Consider the following 25,332-nt stretch of genomic DNA (forward strand, 5'->3'; position numbering starts at 1 on the left):
TGTTACGACCAATAGAGATCCCGCAAACCTGGTTTCATTCCGAAACCGGGTTTTTTCTTCCCACAGTCAAAGAGACTCAACTATCGAACACCTTAATGCGTTAGTTTTTAAGAACAGGAATTCGGCCGCTAGCTCGATCGCACACCGTCCCAGCAGTTTAAACTACTGTCAAGATAAAAGCAGTACCTGCAACGCCGGTCAGTCCTAAACAATTGAAGGAGGAGAACGTAGTGACATCAATTCTCGTTGTCGAAGATTCGTGGTTGACTCGCAGGGTAATCTGCAAAATCCTGCGAGCAGAAGGATACGAGACTTGGGAAGCATCGAGCGGCCCGGAAGCTCTAGAACTGCTGGCGACTAAAACCCCAAACTGTATGCTCTTAGATCTGCTGATGCCGGAAATGGAAGGTCGGGAAGTCCTGCAAGCCATGCGCTCACGAGGATATAAAATTCCAGTCATCGTAATTACCGCAGACATTCAAGCAACAACCCGCTCCGAGTGCATGGAACTCGGAGCCCTGGCAGTCATTCACAAAATGCCTAACTCAGACGAACTGATCGGGTGGATCAAAAAAGCTCTGGGTGCCAGCGAGGAGAGCACCCCATGAAATTAAGCGCTCGACAGCTCGATGCTTTGCAAGAACTCGTCAACATCGGGATCGGTCAAGCAGCAGGGATTTTGAACGACATGATCGACTCTCCCATTCGCTTGCAAATCCCCTACCTCCAAATCCTGTCTCCCGCCGACGTGCAAGAAGAATTAGAGCAGCACCTCAACGGCGAACAAATCGCCGCCGTCCAGCTCAAATTCACCGGTTCCTTTGGAGGTATTGCCCAGCTAGTCTTTCCCACCAACAGCGCGGCTATGCTCGTGACGATGCTCACAGGGGAAGAAGTTGGAACTCACGACCTGGATTCAGTCAAAATTGGTACGCTGAGTGAAGTGGGAAATATTGTAATCAATGGGGTCATGGGTGCAATCAGCAACGTACTTCAGCAGCGCCTCAACTACTCAATTCCAAATTACATGGAAGGGACGATCGCGACCTTGCTCATATCTGGTGGCTTGTCTTCGGATACAGTTGTTTTATTAGCCCAGACCCGTTTCATTATAGAAAGGCTGCACATTGAAGGAGATATCATTCTCATTTTCAATGTCAGTTCCTTTGACACCTTGTTGACTGCTATCAATCAACTTGCCGGGGGTCTATGATCGAGGAGAGCAAAACTATTAAGGAAAAGTTTGGGGTTCTCGACAGCGTACCAGTCGGCGCCTGCCTGCTGCGAGATGATTTTGTGGTGCTGTTTTGGAACACTTGTCTGGAAGAGTGGACAAAAATTCCCCGCAGCCAAATATTGGGAACAAAGATCACAACCCATTTTCCTCACCTGAGTCAGCTAAAATACGCCACTCGCTTCAAGCAAATCTTTGCAGGAGGCCCGCCAACAATTTTTTCTTCTCAAATTCACAAACACCTGATTCCGGCAACTTGGCAAGACGGCCTGCAGCGAATTCAGCAAACTACTGTGACGGCTGTGTCGGCCCAGGAGGCTGGCGTTGCAGAACAGGAGATTAGAGACTGGGTTCTCCAGACTCTTAAGTTGGAACCAGACGGTACTGTCCGAGTCCCAGAACCAACAAGTGCTTTTTTGTCTGGGGAATCTCCACCCTCAGTTTCGTCATCAATATGGCCGGGGGTCAATTCCCCATCGTTCTACGCGCTGCTGGTGATTCAGGACGTGACCGACCTCACGCACCGCATCCAAGCTTACCGGACACTGCGGGATCAGGCTTTAGAGGAAGTGAAAGTGCGCCAGCGGGTAGAGGAGGAATTGCGATCGAGCCAGCATTTCATCCAGCAGATTGCTGACGCAGCGCCTTATTTGCTATATATCTACGACTTGACCGAACAGCGCAACGTCTACGTCAACGGTCAAGCTTCTAAGTTACTGGGCTACACGCCTCAGGAAATTTTACAGATGCAAACTGCTTTGTACTCGAGTTTGGTGTACCCAGAAGATTTGCCGAGGCTCCGAGCGCATATGCAACAATTTCCCTCGGTTGAGGACGGCACTATTTTGGAGTTGGAGTACCGCCTCAAACACCGATCGGGCGAATGGCGCTGGTTCCGCTGCCGCGATCAAGTGTTCGCCCGCACAGCAGAGGGCGAGCCCCTACAAATTTTCGGCACTGCTCAAGATATTACCGAGTACAAGCGGGCAGAAGAGGCGCTGCGGCAGCAAAACGAACGGGAACTGCTGATGGCGACGATTACTCAGCACATCCGCCAGTCTCTGGATTTGGGCGAAGTGCTCAACACGACAGTGACAGAAGTGCGCCAGTTCCTTCAGGCCGATCGAGTGATGATCGTCCGCTTCAACCCCTGTACCGGCAGTCTCTGCGCTGCACCCGCGACGGGGGCGGTGACGGTGGAATCTGTAGCTCCCAACTGCAAGCCGATGCTGGGGGAAACCCTGGAAAATTTCTGTTTTGACGAGTTCTATCTCGAAGCGTACCAACACCGGGCGATCCGGCCGATCGCCGATATCTCGGCCGCAGATTTACCGCAATATCAAATTGACTTGCTGGCGCAATTTGAGGTGAGAGCTTATTTGGTAGTGCCTTTAGTGCAAGGGGAGGACTTGTGGGGGCTGCTGATGGCCCACCAGTGCAGTCCCCGCCAGTGGATGCAGTTGGAAGTCGAGTTGCTGTCGAATCTGGCCGCCCAGTTGGCGATCGCGATCAAGCAAGCAGAACTCTACCAGCAGTTGCAAGCAGCCAACCTCAAGTTAGAACGATTGGCAACTTTAGACGAACTCACGCAGCTAGCAAACCGCCGCCGGTTCGATCAGTATTTAGAAATGGAGTGGCGCAGACAAGCGCGGGAACAAACGCCTCTGTCCCTAATTTTGTGCGATATTGATTCTTTTAAAAGTTACAACGATACCTACGGGCATCCAGGGGGAGACGAATGTTTGCGGCAAGTCGCCGGGGCGATCGGCAATGCAGTCAATCGCCCCGCCGATTTAGTAGCTCGCTACGGAGGCGAAGAATTTGCCGTTATTTTGCCGAATACTGCGATGCAAGGGGCCGTGCTCGTAGCCGAACACATACAGCTCAAAATCGCAGCTTTGCAGCTTCCTCACGCAGGTTCTCAGGTGAGCCAGTACGTCACTGTCAGTCTGGGCGTAGCGAGTATGGTTCCTGCATCTGAATCCGGAGCCTCGATTCTGATTGCCGCAGCCGATCGAGCGCTGTACCAAGCCAAAGGACTCGGGCGCGATCGCATCCAAGTTTACCAGGCAGACCCTGCCACAGCCAAGACCAACGGCACAGCCCCTCCCGTGCGCCCGGTTGACTTTCCCCGATCGACTAATTTGCCCTCTCCCACAAGCGCTTGACTTCCTCAAGTATTTGTGAATCGGGACTTGATCCTGGCCCTCCTGCGGGACTTACTTCTGCTCCCGGAATGTTTTCACTCCAAGGACTTTCTGCTACCGACTTTAAATCCAAGCTATTAATAATTGGTCGAAATCCATACTTGACAAATATTTCTTGCTGCTGTTTTTGAGCTACAAAATCCAGAAATTTTCGCGCCGCTTGTGCTTTCCCTCCATCAACACCACGACGAACAATTGCAGCAGTTGACACAGTTTCGATCGTTGGATTTAAGTAATAAATTTGATAGGGTTTTCCTTGACTACTATGTGACTGTTTCCACCGATGCAGCGCAATACTCTCGTAAACTGTAGCTGCATCAGCATCGTTAGGCCCCCTAGCAATGAATTCTTGCAGTAAAATATCCGTAGAACGCGGCGGCTGATACACAGAACGCTTGGCTAAATTAAACAAAGATATCACAGCTTGACTGTTTAAATTAGTTGAGTTGAGATTGCCACCTTGTTTCGACTCAGCCCACAAACTTAATGTTAATTGACCGCTATTAGAACGAGTGGGGTCAGTCATCACAAAATCAAAGCTACCCCAATTTTTTTTACCTCCAATCTTATCCCAACTTCCTGCTAGCATAGCTTGTTCAATCCTCGACCACTGAAACCTACCATTGGGAAAAATAACTTTGCCGCGCTCCGGCCAAGCAATTCCTACTAAAATAGTTTTAGCGACAGGTTTAGGCAGGTCGTAAAAAGGTTCGCTATTATTATTTTGGACCCGCCAGCGACTGCTTAGTTCTTTCAGGATTTCACCATTAGCAGGAATCAGCACAGTTGGTTTAAAATCGTTTTTATCCTCAAGAAACTTGTCCGCCATTTCTTGAGAACCTTGAAATTTTAACTCTAAATCTATCTGGGAATTTTCCCGTTCAAACTTAGCAGCGATCTCGGGCATTATTTGTTGTAATTCCGTACCGCTAACAATCAAAATTCTCTGTTTAAAACCCGGTATAGGCGCGTAAGTAAACCCTAAGGAAGCTAAGATTATACCCAGAGAAGTTAACAATGAGTTGCGTTTTTGTATTGTGTTCATGGCTAATTTGTAATTGGTAATTGGGCATTGCTAATTACTACTGACGGCAGGACTGCTGACTGCTCACTAATGACTGCTGACTTCTTCTTTAAGAAACCAGTAAATCCACACTTTCTTGAAAACTGCGGAAATTTTCACTCAATTCGCGCAATTCTCTAGTTTGTTCGGAATTAGTTAAATCCGAAGTTCTTAACTTATTTTGCAACTGTTGCAATACTCCTGCCGAATCTTGAATAACAGTTGAAAGACTGATGATTTGCGCCTGTCGGGCATCCTCTCCTTGGCGCGCAAGTTGGATATTGCGACAAAGACTTTTAGACAGTTCAATTAACTGTGTCTTGGCGGCGCCGCTGCTGCGGGAAATTTTAGCTTGAACTTCGTCTAATTGTCGCTGCAATTCTTGGGGAGAAAGCAAAGAATCATCTCCCTGCAAACGCAGCACCATTTCATCGAGTTTAATAGGAAGTTCGGCAGCGCGATCGCAACTATATTGAACCGCCACCAACAATTCCATATCCAAAGAATCAATCAAAAGCTTTCCAGCTTCCACTTGCAAAGAAATAGCCTTATCTGCTAACACTCTAGCCTGCTGGCGTACAGACTGCAATTCTCTCTCCAACCCTGGATTATTCAAATTCAAAACTTCAGGTTCGCGAGACTTCAACGTAGCCGCGCCCGCCACCGCAACAGCCGCTGAAACTGGCAACATTAAGGCGCTAGGCAAGTTTAAAAAACGCACGCCAGCGAATAAGACAACTCCGCCAGACAATACGGCTACAGGGTAATACAATGGATTTGCTAGTTTCATAATATAGCAACCTTCTGGGTGATGAGAACATTTTCAATTCCTGAAACAATTGATTTCATTGAATTTTACTTCTTCCTTACATCTGTTACCTCCGTTAAATCCGTTGCCGAAGTCCTATCTATTACATCCGTTAAATCCCGTACATTGCTCGTTGCCGAACTTCCTTCTTATGCTTAAAATTCCACCTGCAAATCAGCCATCAACTTAGAAATAGTTTCCGGGTCTCCTTTTTTATAGTAACCTCCATTTAATTTAGCTATTTGCTCCAAAGCTTGAGGATTAAATTCACCTTCTTTACCGTAGCCGACGGTAAAAAATCCAATTCGCTGGTCAGTAGAAAAGCCAGTTTTTTTCAATTCTTCCGAAAGTTGTTCCAGCTTAATAGTAGAACCAGAATCTTCTCCATCTGTCAAAATCAAAACAGCGTTGATTGCATCTGGGCGCAGATTTTGTTGGAGCCAGTTGCGGGCTCCAAGCGTTGCGTCGTAAAGTTTAGTACCTCCGTCAGCTTTGAGGCCGCTAACAAATTCTAAACCTTTATCCCGCCCCTGTTTGCTCCCATCTATGAGTACAGGCGGACGAATTTGACTGTCAAAATCAATTAGCGCTAGTTTGTCTTTTGGGCCTAAACTATTAATATAAGTCTGCAAAGTATTCTGAACGGCAGTGATTTTCTGCCCCTGCATCGAACCTGATGAATCAACTACTACTACTACCAAAGAAGGCTTTTTAGCAAATTCCTGCCAAGACTTCAGCATAGCCTCCACAACTTGCGGTTTAGGAGGACGATAGGAATCGTAACTTGCTTTGGGATTAACTCCAAACTCAGCCGTAAACTTCGGGCCCAAAGCAACTCCGGGTATTCCGGGCCGCAATCCTAAGTTAGTAGCTAATTGCTGAATTTCGGTCGATCGCAAATACTCAATTACCTTTTGTCCCGCCGCCTTTTCCTCGGCACTCACCCAAGGCGCATTCGGCAAAATTGCCCTCATATTCGAGGTAAACGTTGATTTGGGATAAACCGCCTCAAATCGAGTTTGACCGGGTTGTAGACCCGAATTGACGGCAATCACGGAAGATTCATAAACCGATCCTATAGATGCCCAAAAGGGCCCATTTTGCGCCATCGCCTTCGCCAGAGAACTTGTTGAAACGCCGTAGCGGGTAATTTTATTTTGAATTTGTTGCACCTGAGTTTGATAAGTGCTGACATCCGCTACTGTTAGCTGTTCGGGCCTTTTGCCAGAAACCTCGGCAAATTGAGCAGTCAAAGTCTGCAAGCCAGAATTAGAGCGAGTGGGAGCAGTGTGGACGTAGTGAATGGCTGTTGGCGGGCCAGATTTGTCTAAGTCTCGGTGAGTTTTTGCAGTTACTAAAGCCTTAAATAAATCGTCAACATTTTTCAATCCTTTAGCAATATCTGCAGGTGCCATAAACACCATAGGGCTATTTGCCAACAGGGGAGCATCGGTGATTTCTGGAATATATTTTTGCCCGGGGAATAGTTGATTCATTTCGTAAATCAACTGAGCTTGATAAATTTCGCCATCTACGGAAACTATAGTCGGAAATTCTGGAGAATCGGCAGGCAAAGTACCCGATTTGAGCTGTTGGGCTAGGGAAACAACTGTTGTTACTACGTCTCCGCTGCCTTTTTCCGAGCAGCTCATTTGGTAAGCAGTGCCGCTGTCGAGTTTGGGTTGCTGTTGATTGAATTTTTGGGCTGCTTGTTGGCAAAAGTCTCCCAAAGCGCTGCCCACTAGAAGTTTAACGGTCAATCCTTGAAAGTTCTGCTGAGTCTTGGAAGTGTTAGCGGTGTCGTTTGTGTTAACGCCACAAGCACCGAGAAACAAGAGTGTTAGAGTGGCGCTAAGGCTGGGAATGAATTTAGTATTTTGGCGATTCATAAAGCGATCCGGTATTGTCGAAGGAATATTTAATAAGTTATCAGTCAAGCTTTTGCCTCACAATTTGGGTCGTGCGGCTGCGGGCGAGATATATTACCTAACATTATTCAATAAGTTGGTGTTAAAATCTATTCATAAAAGTCATGAATTTAGTTCATAAAAGTCACAACTTTAAGTCATAAAAGTCATAGAGCGGTTTTCAGGTCAATCAGGTACGCTGAAATGCTGTACGATTCAGATTTCCCTGTCAAAATTCGTGCCTTATCTTTTTCATAAAGGCTAGATCGAGAATTGATAATTCCGATCTAGCGCGGATTTTTGAGGAATTAAAATTTAATAACTTAAACAGCTCCTACAGTCCTTTCTCCTATAAGCTGGTTCGTAAAAGGAGGCTCTTCCTCCGGATCTGCGTTACCAGGCTCTTCCTGGTAACAAGTAAAGCAAGTCGCTTAAGTTATTAAATTGCCATTCCTTAGTAAAATTGAAAAAAGTCAAAAGTAATAAAGCTTTCAGTAAAAACAAGATTTTTTACTTTTGACTTTTTACTTTTGACTTTTTATACATCGAGTATTCAACTCAAAACTGAAAACTCAAAACTTTTAAGGCGCGGCCGCCGCCCTGCGGTTGGCAACAATCAGATTGGCCTGATACTCTGCCGCTTTTTGCTGAGCCTTTTGATAGTTCGGGCTAGTTGACGGCACTGCTCTCATAAGCCCAACTGCTTTCTGCCACTCGCTTGCTACTGCAATCCACTCATTTTGAGACTGAGCCGTCTGGGCCAAAATTGCTGCCTTCTGAGCGTTGTTAACGGCTTCCCTCCAAGAGTCAGGCTTAGGCGCGGCGGCTTTTGGTGCAGGAGATGCTGCCTTGGGGGCAGGAGAAGCAGCTTTTGGTGCAGGAGAAGCAGCTTTTGGTGCTGGAGATTTTGGAGGTGGGCTTGCGGGTACAGCAGCAGCACTGGGAGCAGCTTTTGGTGCAGGAGAGGCTGCCTGGGGGGCGGCCCCAGATGCGCTGGGAGATGGAGATGTGGCTTGAGGCGCGGGAGAGGTGGCTTTTTTGGGAGAGGGGGAAGCAGCTTCGGGGGCGCTGGGTTCTGGGTTGGAGCCGCCCCCGGGGAAATTTCCAGTCAAGTAAAGCCCTGCGATCGCCCCGAGAGGCACTAAGATACCCACAGGTATTGCCCATTTGGGGAATTTTTTTTTCGGAGGCGGGGCGATATCTTGGTCTTCGTCTTCGTCTTCGTCTTCCTCGTCGTTGTCTCGATCGAATTCTCCCTCTTGATAATAGTCTTCGCCTCCGGGCTCGTCATCATCTAAACCTACAGAGTCGTCAGGCATTCCGCTCTCGGAGGCGTAAAGCATTGGCTCCGCAGGCATCAGCTCTATTTCATCTTCCCACGCAGGCGAGCCGTCACCTCTTCGACGCCCGTAAACCTTGACAGTGTGAATTGATTCGACTCCCAAATTCGTCATCCCGCTGCGGATGAAATCGACCAATGCCATTTGACTCGGTACTTTGTCTGACTCCAGAATGATGTGGAGGCAGCCGTCGTCCCGCGTCACATCGGCGTTGATGCCTTTGGGTTTGAGTGTACGGTTGATGCTAGATGCGATCGCTTTTGGATCGCCCTGCTTCAGAAGTTCCCGCAGGTTCTGTTGTGTCATGGGTAGCGCTCTTTTTTTTGGGGGGGGTGGAGAGCCGGCAAATAATATTAATCGATCGGCGTTCGGCGGCGGACAATATTTATTTACCACATTAACTTCTACTGTGGCATTCTGAGAGTATTTCTCGTAGCTATTGAGCTTTTTGCGCGCGATCGGACATCAAGGATATATCCGATCGCGAAATTTGTTGTAAAAATTTACAGTCACGCCCCGCTCCTGCTGGGCTGTCCGAGCTCAGCGAAACAAGCTAGAAAGTTCTATAACTTTAGTTTGCAGGGTTGAGACTTCTTCCCGACCCCGCTTTAAAGAAGCTTCTAACTCTAGCAGCAAAGGCAAACTTTTTTGCAGTTTTTCTAAGCTGGCGTTCTTGACTTCTTGGCGAAAATAGTATACTCGTTTCGGATTGCCGAGGTCTAGATCTCGAGCAATTTTATCATCCCGATCGCCCGCTTGGATCATCGCCTTCACCCACAGCCAAATCCGAAACTTACCAGTCAAGCCCGCCACAATCCTCAAACCAGGCTCGCTGCGGGCCGTTAAGCCCGCCAATAACTCCAAAGCAGAGGAGGTATTGCCCTCGCGAATCGCATCGGCTAGCTGGAAGGTATTCTGGGCGTGACAGTGCACTAGGGCGGCGACTTCATCGGGGTTGATAGGTTGGCTGCGGTTGCCGGCAAACAGCAGCAATTTTTCGAGTTCGCTGTATAGCTGGCGGGTATCGCTACCGATGGATTCGGCCAAAAGTTCGATCGCGGTGGCGGTCAATTTAACATTCATTTCGGCGGCAACTTGGCGCACCCGCTGGGCTAATTCTTTGTCATTCCAAGGCGGAATCGGTGAAAATTCTCGAAATTCTTCGGCGGCGGACTTGGCGAGTAACTTGGTAGATTTGAGCCGGCTGTCGGGTTTTTTGACGGATGTCAGCAGCAACACCGTGGTAGGGGGAATTACCGGCAGCGTCCGTTCTAAATGGGCCAAGAGTTCTGGAGAGCACTGCTGCGTTACAGTCGTATTTGCCAGCCAGACAAAACGGCTGCCGCTACCGAAGGGCGGCGTTAAGGCTCGATCGAGTCCTTCGACCACAGCGTCAGGTCGATCGGCAATAATTTTGTCATAGTTAAAACTAGCCCAGTTGGGGTCGAGGACTGAGGAGCGCAAACTTGTGACTGCTTGCGCGATCGCAAAGTCGTCTTCCCCCCAGAAAAGGTAAATTTGCATATTTAACGCTCAGTAGCCAAAAAATCAGGCGTTGCACGATCCCCAAGTCCAACATATCCTGAATCGGAATGTTGGAAGCCCGCACCATAATATAAAATTTGGTGTGGGAGTATTTCACCGCGAGGAAATCAAGATTGGATGATACTTATCAAGCTTACGTAAATCGGGTGGCGCGAATGACGCTGCTGGACTCCTACAAGTCCCAGGTGGAACACATTCAGGAATCTCCAAAATTTAAGCCTGATGAAGCAGGTCACAGAAATCCTGTGCCTTTTCCGGGTTATTCGGTGATTACGCCACCTGCGGGGGAAGATGCAGACAATACTGCACTTTATAGTAATTTAAACTCTGTCCAAAAACGGCTATTGCAGGAAATCGCGGACGGTGCGCTGGTGGCACTGCCTCCTGATAGCTTCCATTTAACTGTGGCTGATTTGATTTGGAGCAGTGCTTTTCGAGACGCCTCTGAGAAAAATCCCGAATTTGAGGGACAACTGCGCGATCGCATGAAAGAGCGTTTTGCCGCCTGCAAACCCCTAGCGGGCGACCCTGGGATTCGCTGGACTGTGCTGGGGTTGATGGTGATGACTAGAGCAGTAGGCGTGTGTTTGGCACCGACGGACGAAAACTCTTACAAGCAAATTCTGGAGTTTCGCCGATCGATCTATCAAAATCCCGATTTAATTGCCTTGGGAATAGAACAGCAATATCATTTTACCGCACACATTACTCTGGCTTATTTTGGGGACACCGGGCCGAACCTTGACCGCGATCGTTTGTGCGCGCTCATGTCTGAGTTAAACGACCAATGGCTCGACACGCCCCAGGATCTGTGCGTGCACCGAGCCGAACTGCGGAAGTTTGACGACATGACTAGCTACGTGCGGCAACCAGATTGGCCTGTTTTTGAGTTTTGAGCCGATCGTCAAGATCGAGTATGAGGCATTTGGCAGAAGAAATATCAAATATTCTGCCAAATGCCTAATACTGCTCGATAACAAGATATGTTGTATTACCTAAAAACCGTATTTTTTGCCCAATTTGCAGTAACGGTAGCAAACAATAAAGCAACCCGAACGTCAAAGTTGTCAGAATCATCTCCCCAAGCCCATACTGACCTCGATCGACTCTCGAACAAAATTGCTGGAAAACTTTGGTCGAGCTAATTAATCGATCGTACCCCAAAAGCAGTCGATCGCTGGGCAGTCGCCTTCAAGCCGTAGACAGGATTGTTTACCAGATCGTCGCCGTAGGGCGTAAGACCTGAGAAATTCCCGTCCTGAGTCATTTCCCTCCGAGCGCAACCATCCTTCCACCAACACCAAGCCAGCCAACCAATTTCCTGCTCTTTTAGCACCGTCAAAAGTGCTTGATAAGTAAAATCATTCTGGGGTGGATGATTTTCCTTACGGCCATCGATATCGTAATAGCAGTATGCGGTTTTCCCCGCGATCGATTCATCTTGCTTATTGGCAATTTCACCAAAGACGATCGGTAAATTGGCTTCGATTACTGCATTAAGATGCGACATTCCATCATAACCAGCCCAATAAGCGTGTCCGCTAAACAAAAGATTGCGATTTGGATCGCTATCGACTAATTCCCGACCTATCTTGGCGAAAACTTCGATCGAAGTACCGCAATCAGGCGCATCAATCGCGATCGGGAGTTGCAAGTGTTGTCGAATGCTGGCAATTGCATTCTTATATGAGGTTTTATACGCCTCCAATGCTTCCACAGAATTGTTCGCCCAACGATAGACACCCAATTAGTTAGCAGGATTAACAATCAGATATTGCTGATGTTTTTTCAATACAGCCAAGACAGGTTCGGAAGTCCACCAAGGAATTAACTGAGTGTTGAGCATTGTGGCATCGGACTGACAGGTGAAGTCCCACAACCCCAGGATCGGCACGATCTGGCTCTCCTTGCATTTGGCGAGAAAATTATCTAAATCTTGCAGCGAATAGGCAGGGCGAGTCGATCTACCAAACCTGTGTGAGTTGCAACCTTGGACTTTGAGTGTATAAACTCGATTTGGTCGAACGCTATCTAGAACCAGCGACAACCAATAGATTGATTGATTTTGCTTCAAATGCACGATCGATCGCGCCGTTACTGATAGGCAGATCGGCCTGTTTTTCAATTAAATTGAGATTGGTAGCACTATAACAGTAGTGTTGGGCATATTGTCCTCCTACAAAGCCACCGAGATCGATCTGGGCTGAGAGTGCGGTATCAGATTTGTTAACGATCATTAGGGTGAGGGCATCATCGCTACTGCGTTGGGCGGCATAAATTGCAAGCTGCTCCCGATCGTCGCTAGTAGCTGCAATACTAATATCACCAAACTTGCTTCCTTGACCGTCATAATTTTGGTACATACGAAAAGCAAACGCTACTGGTTGGTCGGCAGTTAACGCTGCCCAAAAGGTTGCTAACCCTACATCCTCACGCCCAAAAATCCCCAAGACATCGGCTTGAGCCAAGGCTCCATTTATATCATTAATAGCACCCCAGTTATACTCGGAAATGGCTAACTTTAGACCGGGATAGTGTTGATTAACCCAAGCACGCATCCGAGGAATCAGTTGCACCGCAGTGTTGTCATCTTCTGTATCCTCAATCCAGCTTTCATCGACATAACTTGCATCCCAGAGGGAACGGGTACTCCGAAGTCGAAGTGCCTGGGTTGTATTATCGCCAGCAGGTGAAAGTGCAATACCATCGGCCTGTGGATAATAATGCAGGTCAAAATAGTCAATGGTACGCTGACCATTCTGCCGATCCCAAGCATAAAGTTGAGCTAGATACCAAGCCACAAATGCCTCACCATTGTGTTCATCCCGATCGGCTTGAGCAGTTGCATCTGGGTAGGAGTTATATGATGAATAGAAGTAGCGCGTCCATCCGTCCTGTACAGGTCCTAAAATTTGAGCATTAAGATCGGCTTGGCGAATAGCAGCAGCGTAATCGATATTACGCTTGAGTAATTCTTCGTAACTTAAATAGCCAGGGAAAACATCGCGGTGGGTTTCAAACCAAATCCCTGGTTCATTATCGAGTGCATAGAAACTAACGCCACCAGCCAAGGCGTTGCCAAACCGCCCAACCAAATGGCTCACCCAACGGTTTACAAAATCAGTACCCACTGCAATGCTAGTATCTGTTGGGTCATTGCCAGTAATTAATGAAGCATCATCGTCTAGGCGAATCCCATTGCCGCAATCGCGATCGTAGGGGTCGGTTTGTTTTTGCTCGCCATATTTACTGACCTTAAAACCGCAGTTAAAGGGATGAGCTAATGGGTTTGGGTCAGTTTTTGCTTTAGCAACCCAGCCAATGAGTGGAACGGTAATTAATGATTCTATTCCGGCAGCACGGTTGCGCTGTACAAAGCGATCGGCAGCAGAATTATTGGGAAGTTCTGAGCGATCCGGGTTATCGGAGGCGACATTTTCATAATAGTAGTCATTGCCAGTATTGTAAAAATCATTCTCCCAATTGTAGCGAGTTGTTGCATTGCCACCCCAACGCACAATTGATGGCTTGATGGCTTGGATTAATGCGGCAAAATCGGTATCATTCATTTCAAAAACATTAATACCGTAGATTAGTGGGCTGATGGTATGCCTAGCCTCCGCAGGAAAGATACTAAGTTGACGGCGAGAAAGTTGATTAGACACGGGTGTTTCTCCTGTTAAACATTTAATTAATTCAGATAATGTTAGATTGGCAATCGGAAAAGTTCGGGTGGCAAGTGCGATCGCTATTCAAAGTTCTGGCAAATTCAGGTACAGCTATCAGCGATCGCACTAAATGTTTGAAGGTTTGACCTAACCTCATTTCTTGCTTTATAGAAAGCGAAGGAAAGAAACGAGACTGTACTATTTATTTCCAGCATGAAAGCGGATATCGCTTACCGTTCCACGTCGTCCAACCCGTGGTTCTATTGCCTGTGGGTTTGGGCAAATACCATTGATTGCCATCAGCATGGCGGAAGTACAATCCGCCTCGATTGGCCTGGCGTGGATTTGTCAGCGGCACCCAGCGCGATCCATTGTCGGAAAAGCTGCCCTGCCAGCGCACACCAGAACTGGTGCTACAGGTGTCACCGTTACAGGTGGTTTGGCTATCATCAACCACATTCCATCTCATGCGGGCCGATCGTCCGTCAATATTGCAATTCCAATTGCCTCCCCACCAGCCGACGACTTGGCTAGCGATGGTCGCACCGGAAACGGCAAAGGATAAAGCAATGCCGCAGGATATCGTAATTAGTGAACGTTGCATTATAGTCGTCATGGAATTATTCCTCATGTTGGGAACCTCTCTTTTGACTCTTTATTTATTACTCAGCAGTCTGCACCAGATTTTTTAGAAACTTGATTATGGGTAAACAGGCAGAGAAGCAAAGTTCTATGCTGCCCTGTTGATTGCTCCATAAAGTGTCGGGTAGATGTTTTATACGGTATGAGAACTTAGGCAGTTATGGGTCGGCCATCTGTGTTCCCTGAGATTCTTCAACTCAACGCTTAAGTTAACCGGACAGTTAATGAATTGATTTTTGATATGCACCTTAAATTTTGGAACTCTGATTGATATGCTTCCCCTTACAAGAAACTTCGGCGCTCTAGAAAATAATTCTCTTGAACCCGTTGAATTCTCTGATTTACATCAGTCTGAAAGGGGCGGGTTTTCTCATCATTTATACAGTCCGCTTTGTTCGATTGATAATTTTCCTCTTTACTCTTAAGCTCAATAGTGTTTGTGGTGCTGTTAGCATCGAAAAGTGCCTGGTTGTCGTAAAAGGTAATCATTGCAATATCTCCTACTTAATAAAAATCAGATACGATCCAAGTCGTACCATCCCGAACAAGAAGCGTCAGGATGCCGATCGCTCAACTAGATCGGGCTTTCATTTCTCGCTTCATGTTTATATATTGACCGATCGCAACTCGGATGATAACTGGTATAGTTCTGGATTTTACGATCGCTAAATTCAGGTAATGGTTACATTGGCAATCGGAAAAGTTCGGGATAGCAAGTGCGATCGCGCGTCAAAGTTCTGGAAAATTCAGGTGAAGCTACGCGATTGGGGTAAAATCGAAGCGATCGCACCATTCAAGAAGGAAGAGCGACGATCTTGTAATATCATGTCCGGTCGATTACCATAATTAACTTTCCCTCTCCTCTCCCCCTCTCCCCCTCTCCCCCTCTCCCCCTCCCCCCTCTCAATCCTTAATTCAGGTCGATCTCCCGGACATGATATAACCTATCGTGCAAGTTTACCCATCCCGTCATCGGAGGACTTACAATGAGTTTATGACAGACACTCAAAACGCCCAAAATTCTCTCCCCGCAAGCCTTCCTGCTAGAGGAATTGGTGTTTGTTGCCAATCCAAATTTTCTTGAAAAACTAACTATGACAACGATTACGATTCAAATCGATCCAGACATCGCCGCCGCTTTCCAGGTATCACAACCCGAACAGCAGCAAAAAATTCAAACTTTGATTAATCAATGGATGCGACAGGCTCTAAAAATCAGTACGTTGCAAAACACAATGGATAAACTGAGTGATGAAGCTGAAGCTAATGGGCTAACACCAGAGATTTTGCAATCTATCCTTGATGAATAAAATCAGAATTGTGCTTGACTCTAACGTTATCTTGAGTGCTGCACTGTTTAAGAACTCTTCTCCCCGTCAAGCCTTTGACAAGGCAATGACAACTGGACAAATTATGATGTCTACAGCTACACTTCCTGAGCTTCAGGACATCTTCAACCGTCCAAAGTTCGATCGCTATCTCTCAAAAGCTTCGCGGACTGACTTTCTCAACTATCTAATCGCAGTCGTGGAAACTGTAGAAATTATTCAATCCTTTTCAGTCTGTCGCGATCCTAAAGACGATAAATTTCTGGAACTTGCTGTGAAGGGAAATGCCGATTACATTGTCACTGGCGATCGAGATTTACTTGTCTTAAATCCATTTCAAAATATTGCCATCCTATCTGTATCGGAATTTCTAGCATTGTAGTTCAGACTATACCGTTTGACACTTTGGTGCTAGAAATGGCGCTAGCTGACTTTCTAGATCCTGATTCATTGACTTTTGTGGACTGTAAACCTCAAATCGGTTTACCCCTGGACGCAGACTAGAATTCATGGAGGTGAGCTTACTCATCAACATTGTAGGTTGGATTGAGACGAGAGCAAAATCCAACAAAACCATCGATTTTTGATGTTGGGTTTCCTTGCGTCGCAGGATGCCTGTTCCACAATAATTATGGAAGATGTCTATTAGACATCTCCCAAAAAGGCTGTTAAGAACAGGCAAGATGCCTGTTCCACAATAATTAAAGACATATGTTTAAAAACTTTAAAGAACTCAAATTTGAAATAACAATCAGTAAAAGTAAGGTGCGTCGCTACGACAATCTTGGCTATTCGCAACTATACATTAGCGACGCACCATACCGCATCATCAACAGGATGAATAGCCGGGATTTAGTATCATGTGATTAACCTCCTAAAATGACTACAAATTGTTTGAATTTTAGGCAATCGCTTTGAAATAATACTCAGCAAACTGCGCGATGAGATCGGCTTTGTCCCGTCCATTCACTATTGTCCTGGCGTTGAAGAAATCGCGACTATCGCCCGCAATGAAATCGCTCAAACCTACACCCGTAAAACTACCGTCGCGCATTCCCCGAACTAGAATCAGGGCAGCAATTGCAGGGAGAGCAGCTTTTTCTGGACGATCGATCAAATTAATTCCGAGTTTTTCACTCCAGATTCGATAGTTGCGACGACCTGTAATTTGGACAAAACCTCGGCCTTTGAAACGAGGACCATCGCCCGGTTCAGTATTCCCTAAATCATCGCGATCTTCATAATCCCACCCATCAGCTAATTCCATCATGAAGCGTCCAAAATGGGATTCATGTTCGGCGGTTGCGAAAACATAGGCAATTTGCCCGCGATCGATGACGCCATTATCCAGACATTGATTGAGAACTAAAGGCAAATTTTTTTTAGCAAAGGGGCGAATTTCCGATGGGCATTGAGCAATATCTAAAATATTATCAACGCTAGAGAAACCACCGGGCATATCCCAAATCTTGGGTGTGCGACTAACTATTGTTATTGCTTCGGGTTTCACCTTCAGCAACTCAGCCCAAGTATTACGATCGACTTTGCCTGTTACCTTTAATCCACCTGGGACAAATTTGCTGCGCTCGGCGGGGCGCATCCGTTGAAATTGCTCCACTGCTGCCTTAGTAACAGACCCAAAAAGTCCGTCAATTTTGGCATCTTTTGGTAATAATCCCCAATCTTTCAAGCGCCTTTGCAGGATTTCGACATCATCAATCAGGTGAGGGGTATCAATAATCCCGTCATTGATTTGTAACTCAACTTTTTCAATTGCCATATTCAGACCTCCAAGTAGTAATAATGACTTTCTGTAGACTCACCCTGGAAGCAGAATGTCAGATATTGTCCGGTTATATAACCCCCTATGTGTTTGTAGTAAAAACTTCATTCCTTGCTTGCATATTTGGGCGAAATTAGGACTAAAGTCCTCACTACCAACTTTTTTATTGGTAATTAACCGGACGTTAAATCGATTGCAAACCCAGGATTATTCAGAGCTATTTAGAAATTCGATGCAGCCACATTGTTGCAGTAGATTCGATCTTGCTGCTGTCCCAAGTGTCATAAAAAGATAAAGCTTGACGCAAACCAAAAGCATTGCTAGCGGCGGATATCAATTTACGACTGTATATCTTATTTTCGCCCTTGTTATCTGGTGAAAATGGGGAATTTTTCCGATAGCCTGAGTAGAACCATTCTCCGGCTGGATCGTTCACAAAAAAGTCACCGTTGTTGTTGTAACCGCGAATAACTAGAATGTGACCCGAATTTGTCCAAAAACCATGCAATATACAGATCTCGCCAGAATCGAGAGAGCGAGTGATGTCTGAAAGACTTCCCGTCAATGTCAAGTTATCTCTCAACCCTAAACCCTCTAACACTCTTTTGATGCCATCGGGAGAACCGTGATCTATTCCCAGCCGATCGAAACGTTTTTTAACATCATCTTCGTACTGTGCAAAGGGACCTAAATCTGCAACTTGAAAGTATTTCAAACACATTGCGGCACTTGTAGCACCGCAAGTGCGCCAAGGTTGAATTTCGTTATCTTCTTGACTGAAATACGGAACCTTATGATTGACTGCCATAATTTACCTCAATGTAAGTTTTGTAAACGATTGATTTGACTTCAAATTGGTGCTAGAAATGGCGCTAGCTGACTTTCATACTAGGATTTCTACAAAATAGATTTTGTCAGTAAATGCACGCTTCAAATGTTCAGTGTGACTCAATACGTTGATTTGCTAATCTCGTACATTGGTCATGTAGAAGCGTTAGATGAGTGCTAACTTAAAGTTAATAACTAAATTGATTAGGTCTGTTTTCGCGCTTCATGTTTATATATTTGCCGATCGCAACTCGATATGATAACTGGGAAACTTCTGGAGTTTGCGATCGATATATTGATAAATAAATAGACAAAAAACAGGAAAAGTTCAGGATTGCCAATTACATTTAAAGCAAAAAGTCTGGAAAAGTCAGGTGCAGCAACCCAATTGATTCGCCCGTTAATTCGTGATATAACTAAAGGTATTCATCTTGCTAATCTAAGCCATGAATGCTGAAACAGAACTGTCTTGGGAACAAACCCAAAACCTGGTTAATACACTGGTATTAAAACATACTGGAAGACACCTCAGTGATGTTGAGAACGAGGTGCTTCGAGGCGCGTGGGAAGGTAAAAGTTATGGAAAGATTGCCGAACAGTTATTTCTGACTGAGAACTACATCAGTGGAGACGTGGGATATCGCTTGTGGAAAAAACTGTCAGCAGCATTAGGCGAAGAAGTAACAAAGAAGAACTTCCGACAGGCACTCAAGAGGGCATGGCAAAACCAGACTGCTGCTAAAACTTCATCAACACCAACATCGAATTGTGCGATCGCCCTAGAATTTCCAGAAGGACCTTTAGGACTGGATTCTCCTTTTTATGTCGAACGTCCTCCGATCGAGTCCGACTGTTACAAGGAGATTTTGAAGCCCGGTTCTCTGATTCGCATCAGAGGACCTAGAAAAATGGGGAAAACCTCCTTACTCAATCGAGTGTTGGCTTATGCGACTCAACAAAATTATCAAGTTGTTCGCATGAACCTGCGAAAAGCTGAAAAAACAGTCTTTACAAGCTTAAATAAATTTTTACGATGGTTTTGTTTGAATGTGAGCCGACAACTGAACCTAGAACCAAAGCTTGATGACTACTGGGATGAAGAAATTGGTAGTAAGGTAAGCTGTACTGGATACTTTGAAAGCCATTTATTAGAACAGTTAGAGACGGATTTAGTCCTCAGCTTAGACGAAATTGATACTGTTTTTAACTATCCCGATATTGCTGAAGATTTTTTAGCTTTGCTGCGAGAATGGCATGAAGAAGCCACACTCCAAGAAAGTTGGCGAAAACTTCGATTAGTCATCGCTCACTCAACAGAAGTATATATCTCCTTAAATATCCATCAATCTCCATTTAATGTTGGGCTACCCCTGAGATTGCCGCCATTTAATCAACAGCAAGTCCAGACGCTAGCTCAGTTACATGGCTTAACTTGGACTGTTGAAACGACCCAACCGTTAACGGCGATGATTGGAGGGCATCCTTATCTGATTCGACTGGCCCTGTATCACCTTGCTCGTCAGGATATGACACTTCAGCAATTGCTGCAAGATGCTCCAACCCATGCTGGAGTTTATAGCGACCATTTGCGGTGTTGCTTAGGCAATTTAAAACAGCAACCAGAATTAGCATTCGCCTTGAAACAGGTCGTGACTGCACAAAGCCCTATTCAGTTAGAATCCGTAACTGTCTATCAGTTGGATAGCATGGGAATCGTGCATCTTAATGGCAACCAAGTAACACCGAGTTGCGAGCTATATCGTCAGTATTTCAGCACCAATCTTGTTTGAGGATTGAATCTTATAATACGAATAAAATAATGAATACAACCTACAACGAAAATTATGAATATAAAGTTGGAGGAAGCTTACCGCCAAATGCACTCTGTTATGTAACGCGGCAGGCCGATCGAGAACTTTTGGCTGCATTAGAAGCGGGTGAATTCTGTTACGTGTTTAACTCTCGACAGATGGGGAAGTCGAGCTTAAAAGCACGAACTATGCAACTGCTTGAGGCGAAAAAAATTGCTTGCGCGGCAGTAGATGTGACGAAATTGGGGTCAAAGCAGGTAACGGCTGACCAATGGTATAAAGGTTTAGTCGTGGAATTGGTTAGAGTTTTCAAACTTTCAGGAACGTTCGATCTAAAGACTTGGAGAAACGAACAAGCGGAACTTTCTGCAATCCAACAACTCAGCCTGTTTATTGAAGATGTTCTATTGGTAAAAGTTGCTAGTCCGAGAGTCTGTATTTTTTTAGAAGAAATTGATAACGTTAAGAGCTTAAATTTTTCAACCGACGATCTATTTGCTTTAATTCGTGCTTGCTACGAGCAACGATCGCACAATCCCATCTATAATCGCTTGACCTTTTGTCTGTTGGGAGTTGCCACACCATGCGACTTGATGGTTGATAAGCAAAAAACTCCCTTTAATATTGGTCGATCGATCGATCTGACAGGATTTAAGCTAGCAGAAGCTAAATCACCATTAACTCAGGGATTAGTCGGAAAAGTAGAGAATCCAACAGCCGTTTTACAAGAAATTTTAGATTGGACGGGCGGGCAACCTTTTCTCACTCAAAAGTTGTGTAAGTTGGTAGCAGAGAAAACTCAGAACCGAGAACCAAACATCGAACAATTAGTTCAACAATATATTGTTGAAAATTGGGAATCTCAGGATACTCCACCGCATCTGAGGACAATTCGCGATCGCATTCGAGGTAGCGGACAGCGTAGAGGTCGGCTGCTGGGGCTGTATCAGCAGATATTACAATTCAACGCAATTCCTGTAGAAGACAGTCCCGATCGACTGGAGTTGCAATTGTCAGGATTGGTGGTCAAACATCAGGGTATGCTCCGCGTTTATAACCGCATAAATGCGGTTGTGTTTAATATGGCTTGGGTTCAACAAGAATCTACTAGCCTCCGTCCTGATTTTTATGCCACTGCTTTATCAGGTTGGCTGGCAGCCAACGGACAAGAAGAATCATGGCTGTTGCGGGGACAGGTATTGCGGCAATCCCTGGAATGGGCAGAGGATAAAAGCCTCAGCGACGAAGATTATCACTTTTTGTCAGCAAGTCGAGCCTTAGAACAACGCGATTTGCAACAAAAACTTGAGACAGAAGCTGAAGCTTCTAGAATCCTGGCAGAGGCTAATGAAGTTTTGTCGGATGCTAATCAAGTCCTGCAACAAGCAAACGGCAAAGCAAAGCGACGCATCCGAGTTGGGAATGTCATCCTGATTGTGGCTGTGTTGAGTGCGATCGCAGCAGGATTATTAGCTATAGAAATGCTCCGAACGGCACAACTGGAAAGGATAAAATCCTTCAGTCTAGCTTCCACAGCCTCATTGAATGCTAATCAAGAACTGGATGCTTTACTCGCCGCCCTGAAAGCCGCTACTCAATTGAACGCAGCACCTCGGGCAGATACTCAAACTCGATCGTCCGTCCAATTGGCATTGCAGCGAGTCATGTTCCAAATTAGCGAACGCAATCGTTTAGAAGGACACAACGATAAAGTCAGAAGCGTAGACTTTAGTCCAGATGGTAAAACCCTGGCGACTGTCAGTGAAGATAATACAGTTAGGTTATGGAGTGTGGATGGACGACAACTCCAACGGCTGTCAGGACAAAATCAACTTTTTAGAAGTGTGAAGTTTAGCCCGGATGGTAAACAGATTGCAGCCATCAGTGCCGACAAAAAGGTCAAGCTATGGACTGTGGATGGCAAAGAATTGATGACCTTTCCTGGTGGCGATGAAGAGAGTTTTATGGCTGACCTTTGTTTCAGTCCTGACGGTCAAGTAATTGTTGCATCTGGTGCGAATCGTACAGTCAAACTTTGGCAAATCGACGGACAAGAAGTTAAAACTCTCACAGGACACAAGTATGATGTTTGGAGCCTCAGTTGCAGTCCTGACGGTCAAAAGATTGTCTCCGCAGATTTAGGGGGAACCGTGAAACTTTGGAGTATGGATGGGCGAGAAATCAAAAATTTCCAGGAAAGTCCGCAAGCGATTTATGGAGTCAGTTTTAGTCCAAATGGTCAGTTCATTGCTACGGCCGGTGGAGATACACGGGTCAAATTGTGGAATTTAGAAGGAAAAGAAATTAGGACGATCGGCAAACATAATAATTCTGCCATTGGGGTGCGTTTCAGTCCTGACGGTCAAACCATTGCTTCGACAAGTGCCGATGCGACTGTCAAATTGTGGAATCTAGAGGGAAGAGAACTCAAAACGTTCAAAGGGCACCACACTGAAGTTTTTGCAGTTAGTTTTAGCCCAGACGGTCAGTCTATTGCCACTGCTGGAGGGGATGATACGGTCAGGTTATGGAGACTGATTAATCAAAATCATCAGACCTTACATGGACATACCGATTCTCTATGGAGTGTGAGCGTTAGTCCCAATGACAAAATCATTGCCACAGCCGGAGACGATCGGACAATTCGACTGTGGAATTGGCAGGGGAAAGCGCTAGCCGCAATTAATGCTAAGAGTAATGAAGAATGGAACCGCATCTGGAGTCTCTGTTTTAGTCCAGATGGTGCGGCGATCGCGGCTGCCAGTTACGACAAAACTATCAAACTTTGGAACCTTCAAGGGCAACTCCTAAAAACCTTCAACGGACACAGCAAAGCAGTTACTGATGTGAGTTTTAGTCCTGATGGGCAAATTTTGGCAACTGCCAGTTACGATGGCACCATCAAACTGTGGCAGATTGGCAATGCAGAAGTAAAAACGCTTAGGGCAAATGCAGGTAAAGTTTGGAGTGTGAGTTTCAGTCGCGATGGTAAGTTTCTTGCCTCCGGTCATCACGATGGTACGATCGAACTTTGGAACCTTCAGGGACAACTCTTGAAAACGTTTCACGGACAGGGCAATTATGTTGTGCGCGTCCGATTTAGTCCCGATGGCAAAACTATTGCTTCGGCAAGTCATGACAGAACAATTAAACTTTGGACGCTAGAGGGTCATGAATTGAAAACATTCATCGGACATTCTGCTGGTATAACAGGACTCAGCTTCAGTCCTGACGGTAAAATCCTTGCCTCTACCAGTGATGAGGGCAGAATTCGGCTTTGGAATATCGAGACAGGGCAACAACTGCAAACAATTCAAGGGCGCGGCTATCCTTTCTGGAACGTTAGCTTCAGTCCAGATGGCAAAACTCTGGTTTCGGTGAGTGATGATGCGGAGGTTGAGTTCTGGAATGCTGAAATCCTAGATTTTGAGCAGTTAATCGCGCGGGGATGCGACTGGATAAAGGATTATCTCAAGCATAATGTTGGGGTGGAGGCGGGCGATCGGCAGATTTGCGATCGCACCCCATAAAGGGCGATCCTACCGTCCAAACGCAAACGATCGCTGGGCAGTTGCTTTCAATCCATAATTAGGATTATTGACAAAAAATTAGTAATTCTGACTTTTTGGTTTTAGCTAAAAAAGTGATAATACACGTTGTTGGTATCGGTTTAGATGGAGCTGCTGGGCTGAGTGAGTCGGCGCGGCAGGTTGTAGAAAGGGCCGCTCTGCTCGTCGGGAGCGATCGGCATTTGAGCTATTTTCCGCAGCAATCCTGCGAGCGCTGGGCGTTGGAAGATTTAACCGAAGCAATTCTGGAAATTAGGCGTTGGTTGGCTGCAGATGCGAATTTAGAGCCAGATGCAGAGACTTTTTCGCCCCCCTCCACCCCCACGCCTCAGCTCATTGTAATTTTAGTAGCGGGCGACCCGCTGTTCCACGGCTGGGGAAAGTTGCTAATTTCCCAACTGCCGCCGGATACATTGACTTTTCACCCCCATGTAAGCTGCGTGCAGTTGGCCTTTAACCGCTTGCACATCCCTTGGCAAGATGCTCATTTTGTAGGCTCTCAGGGACGTTTTTTTGAGGAACTGACGGCTAAACTCAAGCTGGGTGTTGAGAAAATTGCGGTACTTGCGGACGCAATTCGCACTCCGGCGGCTATAGCAAGTTTGGTACAAGCTCTAGATTTGCCCGCGCGCTACCAGTTTTGGGTTTGCGAAAATTTGGGTTCTGCTGAGGAGAAAGTGGGTCTCCGTTCTCTGGAAGCTTTGGTGGGAGAGTCTTTTGCAGTTTTGAGCGTGGTGGTGATGCTGCGCGTGTCCCCGCCGACAGAAGCTTTGGATTTGGGAAAGTTGCCTTTGTTGGGCATTCCCGATGCAGCTTTTATCGGTTGCGGCGACAGGCCTGGTTTGACGGTGGAACGGGAGGTGCGGGTGTTGGTGCTGGCACAATTGGCTTTGCAACCGGAACAAGTTGTCTGGGATGTGGGTGCTGGTAACGGTTCTGTGTCGATCGAGATTGCTCGTTTATTCCCGCAGTCCGAAGTATACGCGATCGAACAAACGGTTTCGGGTACTTCTGCGATCGAATTCAATTGTCGCCGTTTTGACTTGCAAAATGTGTTTTCGATTCACGGAACTGCCCCGGACATCTTGCACCGCTTGCGTCCGCCGCACCGGATTTTTATCGGCGGCAGCGGTGGAGGGTTGACTAAAATTTTGGGCGTTTGCGCGCTGCGGCTGCTCGCTGGAGGCTCGATCGTGCTGGCTTTGGATGTTTTTGAGGATATTGCTACTGTTTTGAGCTGGATTGGCGATCGGGTGCGCCGGGAACCGCACTGGAGTTACCGAATTGTGCAGGTGCAGTTGTCGCGTTCTGTGTCTGCGGGTAGTTTGACTCGTTTTGATGCGCTGAATCCAATTTCGATTGTGACGATCGATCGACACTTGAATTAATGTCTGATTTTTAACCGCAGATTAATGGCTGTGTTATCTATGTTTTGGTTGTAGTTTTTGTTCCCGCTTTATTGAATCTAATCTTTTTTTTACCGCAGAGGGCGCAGAGAACGCAGAGGCAGAGAGGAAGAGAATTACTAGGAGTTGTGCACTAATCATCAGAAACCCGGTTTCTTCCGAGATTTATCGTTAGCAAACCAATATTTTCTAA

20 protein-coding genes are annotated in these 25,332 nt (G+C 46.2%); 9 read left to right on the forward strand and 11 right to left on the reverse strand.

Annotated elements, in window-relative coordinates:
* Nucleotides 1-230: 230 nt before the first annotated feature.
* Genes QUB63_RS08020 through QUB63_RS08030 form a run of 3 tightly spaced genes read left to right on the forward strand, consistent with a single transcriptional unit; the run spans nucleotide 231 to nucleotide 3,402 of the window.
* A complete protein-coding gene (locus tag QUB63_RS08020; protein ID WP_332944327.1) occupies nucleotides 231-608 on the forward strand; it encodes a response regulator in 378 nt (125 codons plus the stop codon).
* Nucleotides 605-1,213, forward strand: a complete 609-nt coding sequence (locus tag QUB63_RS08025; RefSeq protein ID WP_332944328.1) for a chemotaxis protein CheC — start codon at nucleotides 605-607, stop codon at nucleotides 1,211-1,213. Before QUB63_RS08020 ends, QUB63_RS08025 begins: the two co-directional genes overlap by 4 nt.
* Complete coding sequence (locus tag QUB63_RS08030) at nucleotides 1,210-3,402, forward strand: sensor domain-containing diguanylate cyclase (RefSeq protein WP_332944329.1); 2,193 nt, start codon at nucleotides 1,210-1,212, stop codon at nucleotides 3,400-3,402. The genes QUB63_RS08025 and QUB63_RS08030 overlap by 4 nt, the downstream gene beginning before the upstream one ends.
* On the opposite strand, the gene QUB63_RS08035 is transcribed toward QUB63_RS08030, so the two are convergent.
* The 5 genes from QUB63_RS08035 to holA all read right to left on the reverse strand — a co-directional run bounded on the left by QUB63_RS08035 (nucleotide 3,374) and on the right by holA (nucleotide 10,083).
* Nucleotides 3,374-4,486 carry a substrate-binding domain-containing protein gene (locus QUB63_RS08035; protein WP_332944331.1) on the reverse strand — a complete coding sequence of 371 codons (1,113 nt, stop codon included), beginning with the start codon at nucleotides 4,484-4,486 and terminating at the stop codon, nucleotides 3,374-3,376. The two genes, QUB63_RS08030 and QUB63_RS08035, sit on opposite strands and share 29 nt — an antisense overlap.
* A gap of 88 nt (nucleotides 4,487-4,574) precedes the next feature.
* On the reverse strand, nucleotides 4,575-5,294 hold the full coding sequence (locus tag QUB63_RS08040; RefSeq protein WP_332944333.1) for a hypothetical protein: 720 nt from the start codon (nucleotides 5,292-5,294) through the stop codon (nucleotides 4,575-4,577).
* A gap of 173 nt (nucleotides 5,295-5,467) precedes the next feature.
* Nucleotides 5,468-7,201: a VWA domain-containing protein gene (locus tag QUB63_RS08045; protein ID WP_332944334.1), complete on the reverse strand. Its 1,734-nt coding sequence runs from the start codon at nucleotides 7,199-7,201 to the stop codon at nucleotides 5,468-5,470.
* Between the two features lie 599 nt (nucleotides 7,202-7,800).
* On the reverse strand, nucleotides 7,801-8,865 hold the full coding sequence (locus QUB63_RS08050) for a hypothetical protein (protein ID WP_332944335.1): 1,065 nt from the start codon (nucleotides 8,863-8,865) through the stop codon (nucleotides 7,801-7,803).
* 234 nt (nucleotides 8,866-9,099) lie between these two features.
* Complete coding sequence (gene holA, locus QUB63_RS08055; RefSeq protein WP_332944337.1) at nucleotides 9,100-10,083, reverse strand: DNA polymerase III subunit delta; 984 nt, start codon at nucleotides 10,081-10,083, stop codon at nucleotides 9,100-9,102.
* Nucleotides 10,084-10,259: 176 nt separating this feature from the next.
* Between holA and QUB63_RS08060 the strand changes: the two genes are divergently transcribed.
* Nucleotides 10,260-11,000 carry a DUF1868 domain-containing protein gene (locus QUB63_RS08060; protein WP_332944772.1) on the forward strand — a complete coding sequence of 247 codons (741 nt, stop codon included), beginning with the start codon at nucleotides 10,260-10,262 and terminating at the stop codon, nucleotides 10,998-11,000.
* Between the two features lie 245 nt (nucleotides 11,001-11,245).
* Here QUB63_RS08060 and QUB63_RS08065 read toward each other — a convergent pair whose 3' ends face one another.
* The 4 genes from QUB63_RS08065 to QUB63_RS08080 form a co-directional block, all read right to left on the reverse strand.
* Nucleotides 11,246-11,821 (reverse strand): hypothetical protein, encoded by a 576-nt coding sequence (locus QUB63_RS08065; RefSeq protein WP_332944339.1) that lies wholly within the window; start codon nucleotides 11,819-11,821, stop codon nucleotides 11,246-11,248.
* 30 nt (nucleotides 11,822-11,851) lie between these two features.
* Nucleotides 11,852-11,998: a hypothetical protein gene (locus QUB63_RS08070; protein ID WP_332944340.1), complete on the reverse strand. Its 147-nt coding sequence runs from the start codon at nucleotides 11,996-11,998 to the stop codon at nucleotides 11,852-11,854.
* Nucleotides 11,999-12,131: 133 nt separating this feature from the next.
* Nucleotides 12,132-13,769, reverse strand: a complete 1,638-nt coding sequence (locus tag QUB63_RS08075; protein WP_332944342.1) for a glycoside hydrolase family 44 protein — start codon at nucleotides 13,767-13,769, stop codon at nucleotides 12,132-12,134.
* A 205-nt stretch (nucleotides 13,770-13,974) separates the two neighbouring features.
* Nucleotides 13,975-14,376: a DUF6006 family protein gene (locus tag QUB63_RS08080; protein ID WP_332944343.1), complete on the reverse strand. Its 402-nt coding sequence runs from the start codon at nucleotides 14,374-14,376 to the stop codon at nucleotides 13,975-13,977.
* Between the two features lie 1,132 nt (nucleotides 14,377-15,508).
* On the opposite strand from QUB63_RS08080, the gene QUB63_RS08085 reads away from it, so the two are divergent.
* Both QUB63_RS08085 and QUB63_RS08090 read left to right on the forward strand, forming a co-directional pair.
* Nucleotides 15,509-15,724: a hypothetical protein gene (locus QUB63_RS08085; RefSeq protein WP_332944344.1), complete on the forward strand. Its 216-nt coding sequence runs from the start codon at nucleotides 15,509-15,511 to the stop codon at nucleotides 15,722-15,724.
* 10 nt (nucleotides 15,725-15,734) lie between these two features.
* Entirely contained in the window at nucleotides 15,735-16,124 is a 390-nt protein-coding gene (locus QUB63_RS08090; protein WP_332944345.1) for a putative toxin-antitoxin system toxin component, PIN family, read from the forward strand.
* A gap of 519 nt (nucleotides 16,125-16,643) precedes the next feature.
* Here the strand turns inward: QUB63_RS08090 and QUB63_RS08095 are convergent.
* Both QUB63_RS08095 and QUB63_RS08100 read right to left on the reverse strand, forming a co-directional pair.
* Complete coding sequence (locus tag QUB63_RS08095) at nucleotides 16,644-17,522, reverse strand: peptidoglycan-binding protein (protein ID WP_332944347.1); 879 nt, start codon at nucleotides 17,520-17,522, stop codon at nucleotides 16,644-16,646.
* Nucleotides 17,523-17,742: 220 nt separating this feature from the next.
* Nucleotides 17,743-18,333, reverse strand: coding sequence for a C39 family peptidase (locus QUB63_RS08100; protein WP_332944348.1), 591 nt, complete (start codon nucleotides 18,331-18,333; stop codon nucleotides 17,743-17,745).
* A gap of 466 nt (nucleotides 18,334-18,799) precedes the next feature.
* On the opposite strand from QUB63_RS08100, the gene QUB63_RS08105 reads away from it, so the two are divergent.
* The 3 genes from QUB63_RS08105 (at nucleotide 18,800) to cbiE (ending at nucleotide 25,121) form a co-directional block, all read left to right on the forward strand.
* Nucleotides 18,800-20,143 (forward strand): AAA-like domain-containing protein, encoded by a 1,344-nt coding sequence (locus tag QUB63_RS08105; RefSeq protein WP_332944350.1) that lies wholly within the window; start codon nucleotides 18,800-18,802, stop codon nucleotides 20,141-20,143.
* Nucleotides 20,144-20,172: 29 nt separating this feature from the next.
* The gene (locus tag QUB63_RS08110; protein WP_332944352.1) at nucleotides 20,173-23,694 is read left to right on the forward strand and encodes an AAA-like domain-containing protein; all 3,522 of its coding nucleotides are present in this window, start codon (nucleotides 20,173-20,175) and stop codon (nucleotides 23,692-23,694) included.
* A 113-nt stretch (nucleotides 23,695-23,807) separates the two neighbouring features.
* Nucleotides 23,808-25,121 carry a precorrin-6y C5,15-methyltransferase (decarboxylating) subunit CbiE gene (cbiE, locus tag QUB63_RS08115; protein WP_332944354.1) on the forward strand — a complete coding sequence of 438 codons (1,314 nt, stop codon included), beginning with the start codon at nucleotides 23,808-23,810 and terminating at the stop codon, nucleotides 25,119-25,121.
* Nucleotides 25,122-25,332 lie beyond the last annotated feature (211 nt).

Source organism: Microcoleus sp. ARI1-B5 (assembly GCF_036705795.1).
Taxonomy (GTDB): Bacteria; Cyanobacteriota; Cyanobacteriia; order Cyanobacteriales; family Microcoleaceae; genus Microcoleus.

Bases quoted from the DNA above. Each gene is read 5' to 3' on its own strand.
- QUB63_RS08025 (WP_332944328.1), top strand. From the start codon at position 605: ATGAAATTAAGCGCTCGACAGCTCGATGCTTTGCAAGAACTCGTCAAC.
- QUB63_RS08030 (WP_332944329.1), top strand. From the start codon at position 1,210: ATGATCGAGGAGAGCAAAACTATTAAGGAAAAGTTTGGGGTTCTCGAC.
- QUB63_RS08035 (WP_332944331.1), bottom strand. From the start codon at position 4,486: ATGAACACAATACAAAAACGCAACTCATTGTTAACTTCTCTGGGTATA.
- QUB63_RS08040 (WP_332944333.1), bottom strand. From the start codon at position 5,294: ATGAAACTAGCAAATCCATTGTATTACCCTGTAGCCGTATTGTCTGGC.
- QUB63_RS08045 (WP_332944334.1), bottom strand. From the start codon at position 7,201: ATGAATCGCCAAAATACTAAATTCATTCCCAGCCTTAGCGCCACTCTA.
- QUB63_RS08050 (WP_332944335.1), bottom strand. From the start codon at position 8,865: ATGACACAACAGAACCTGCGGGAACTTCTGAAGCAGGGCGATCCAAAA.
- holA (WP_332944337.1), bottom strand. From the start codon at position 10,083: ATGCAAATTTACCTTTTCTGGGGGGAAGACGACTTTGCGATCGCGCAA.
- QUB63_RS08060 (WP_332944772.1), top strand. From the start codon at position 10,260: ATGACGCTGCTGGACTCCTACAAGTCCCAGGTGGAACACATTCAGGAA.
- QUB63_RS08080 (WP_332944343.1), bottom strand. From the start codon at position 14,376: ATGCAACGTTCACTAATTACGATATCCTGCGGCATTGCTTTATCCTTT.
- QUB63_RS08085 (WP_332944344.1), top strand. From the start codon at position 15,509: ATGACAACGATTACGATTCAAATCGATCCAGACATCGCCGCCGCTTTC.
- QUB63_RS08095 (WP_332944347.1), bottom strand. From the start codon at position 17,522: ATGGCAATTGAAAAAGTTGAGTTACAAATCAATGACGGGATTATTGAT.
- QUB63_RS08100 (WP_332944348.1), bottom strand. From the start codon at position 18,333: ATGGCAGTCAATCATAAGGTTCCGTATTTCAGTCAAGAAGATAACGAA.
- QUB63_RS08105 (WP_332944350.1), top strand. From the start codon at position 18,800: ATGAATGCTGAAACAGAACTGTCTTGGGAACAAACCCAAAACCTGGTT.
- QUB63_RS08110 (WP_332944352.1), top strand. From the start codon at position 20,173: ATGAATACAACCTACAACGAAAATTATGAATATAAAGTTGGAGGAAGC.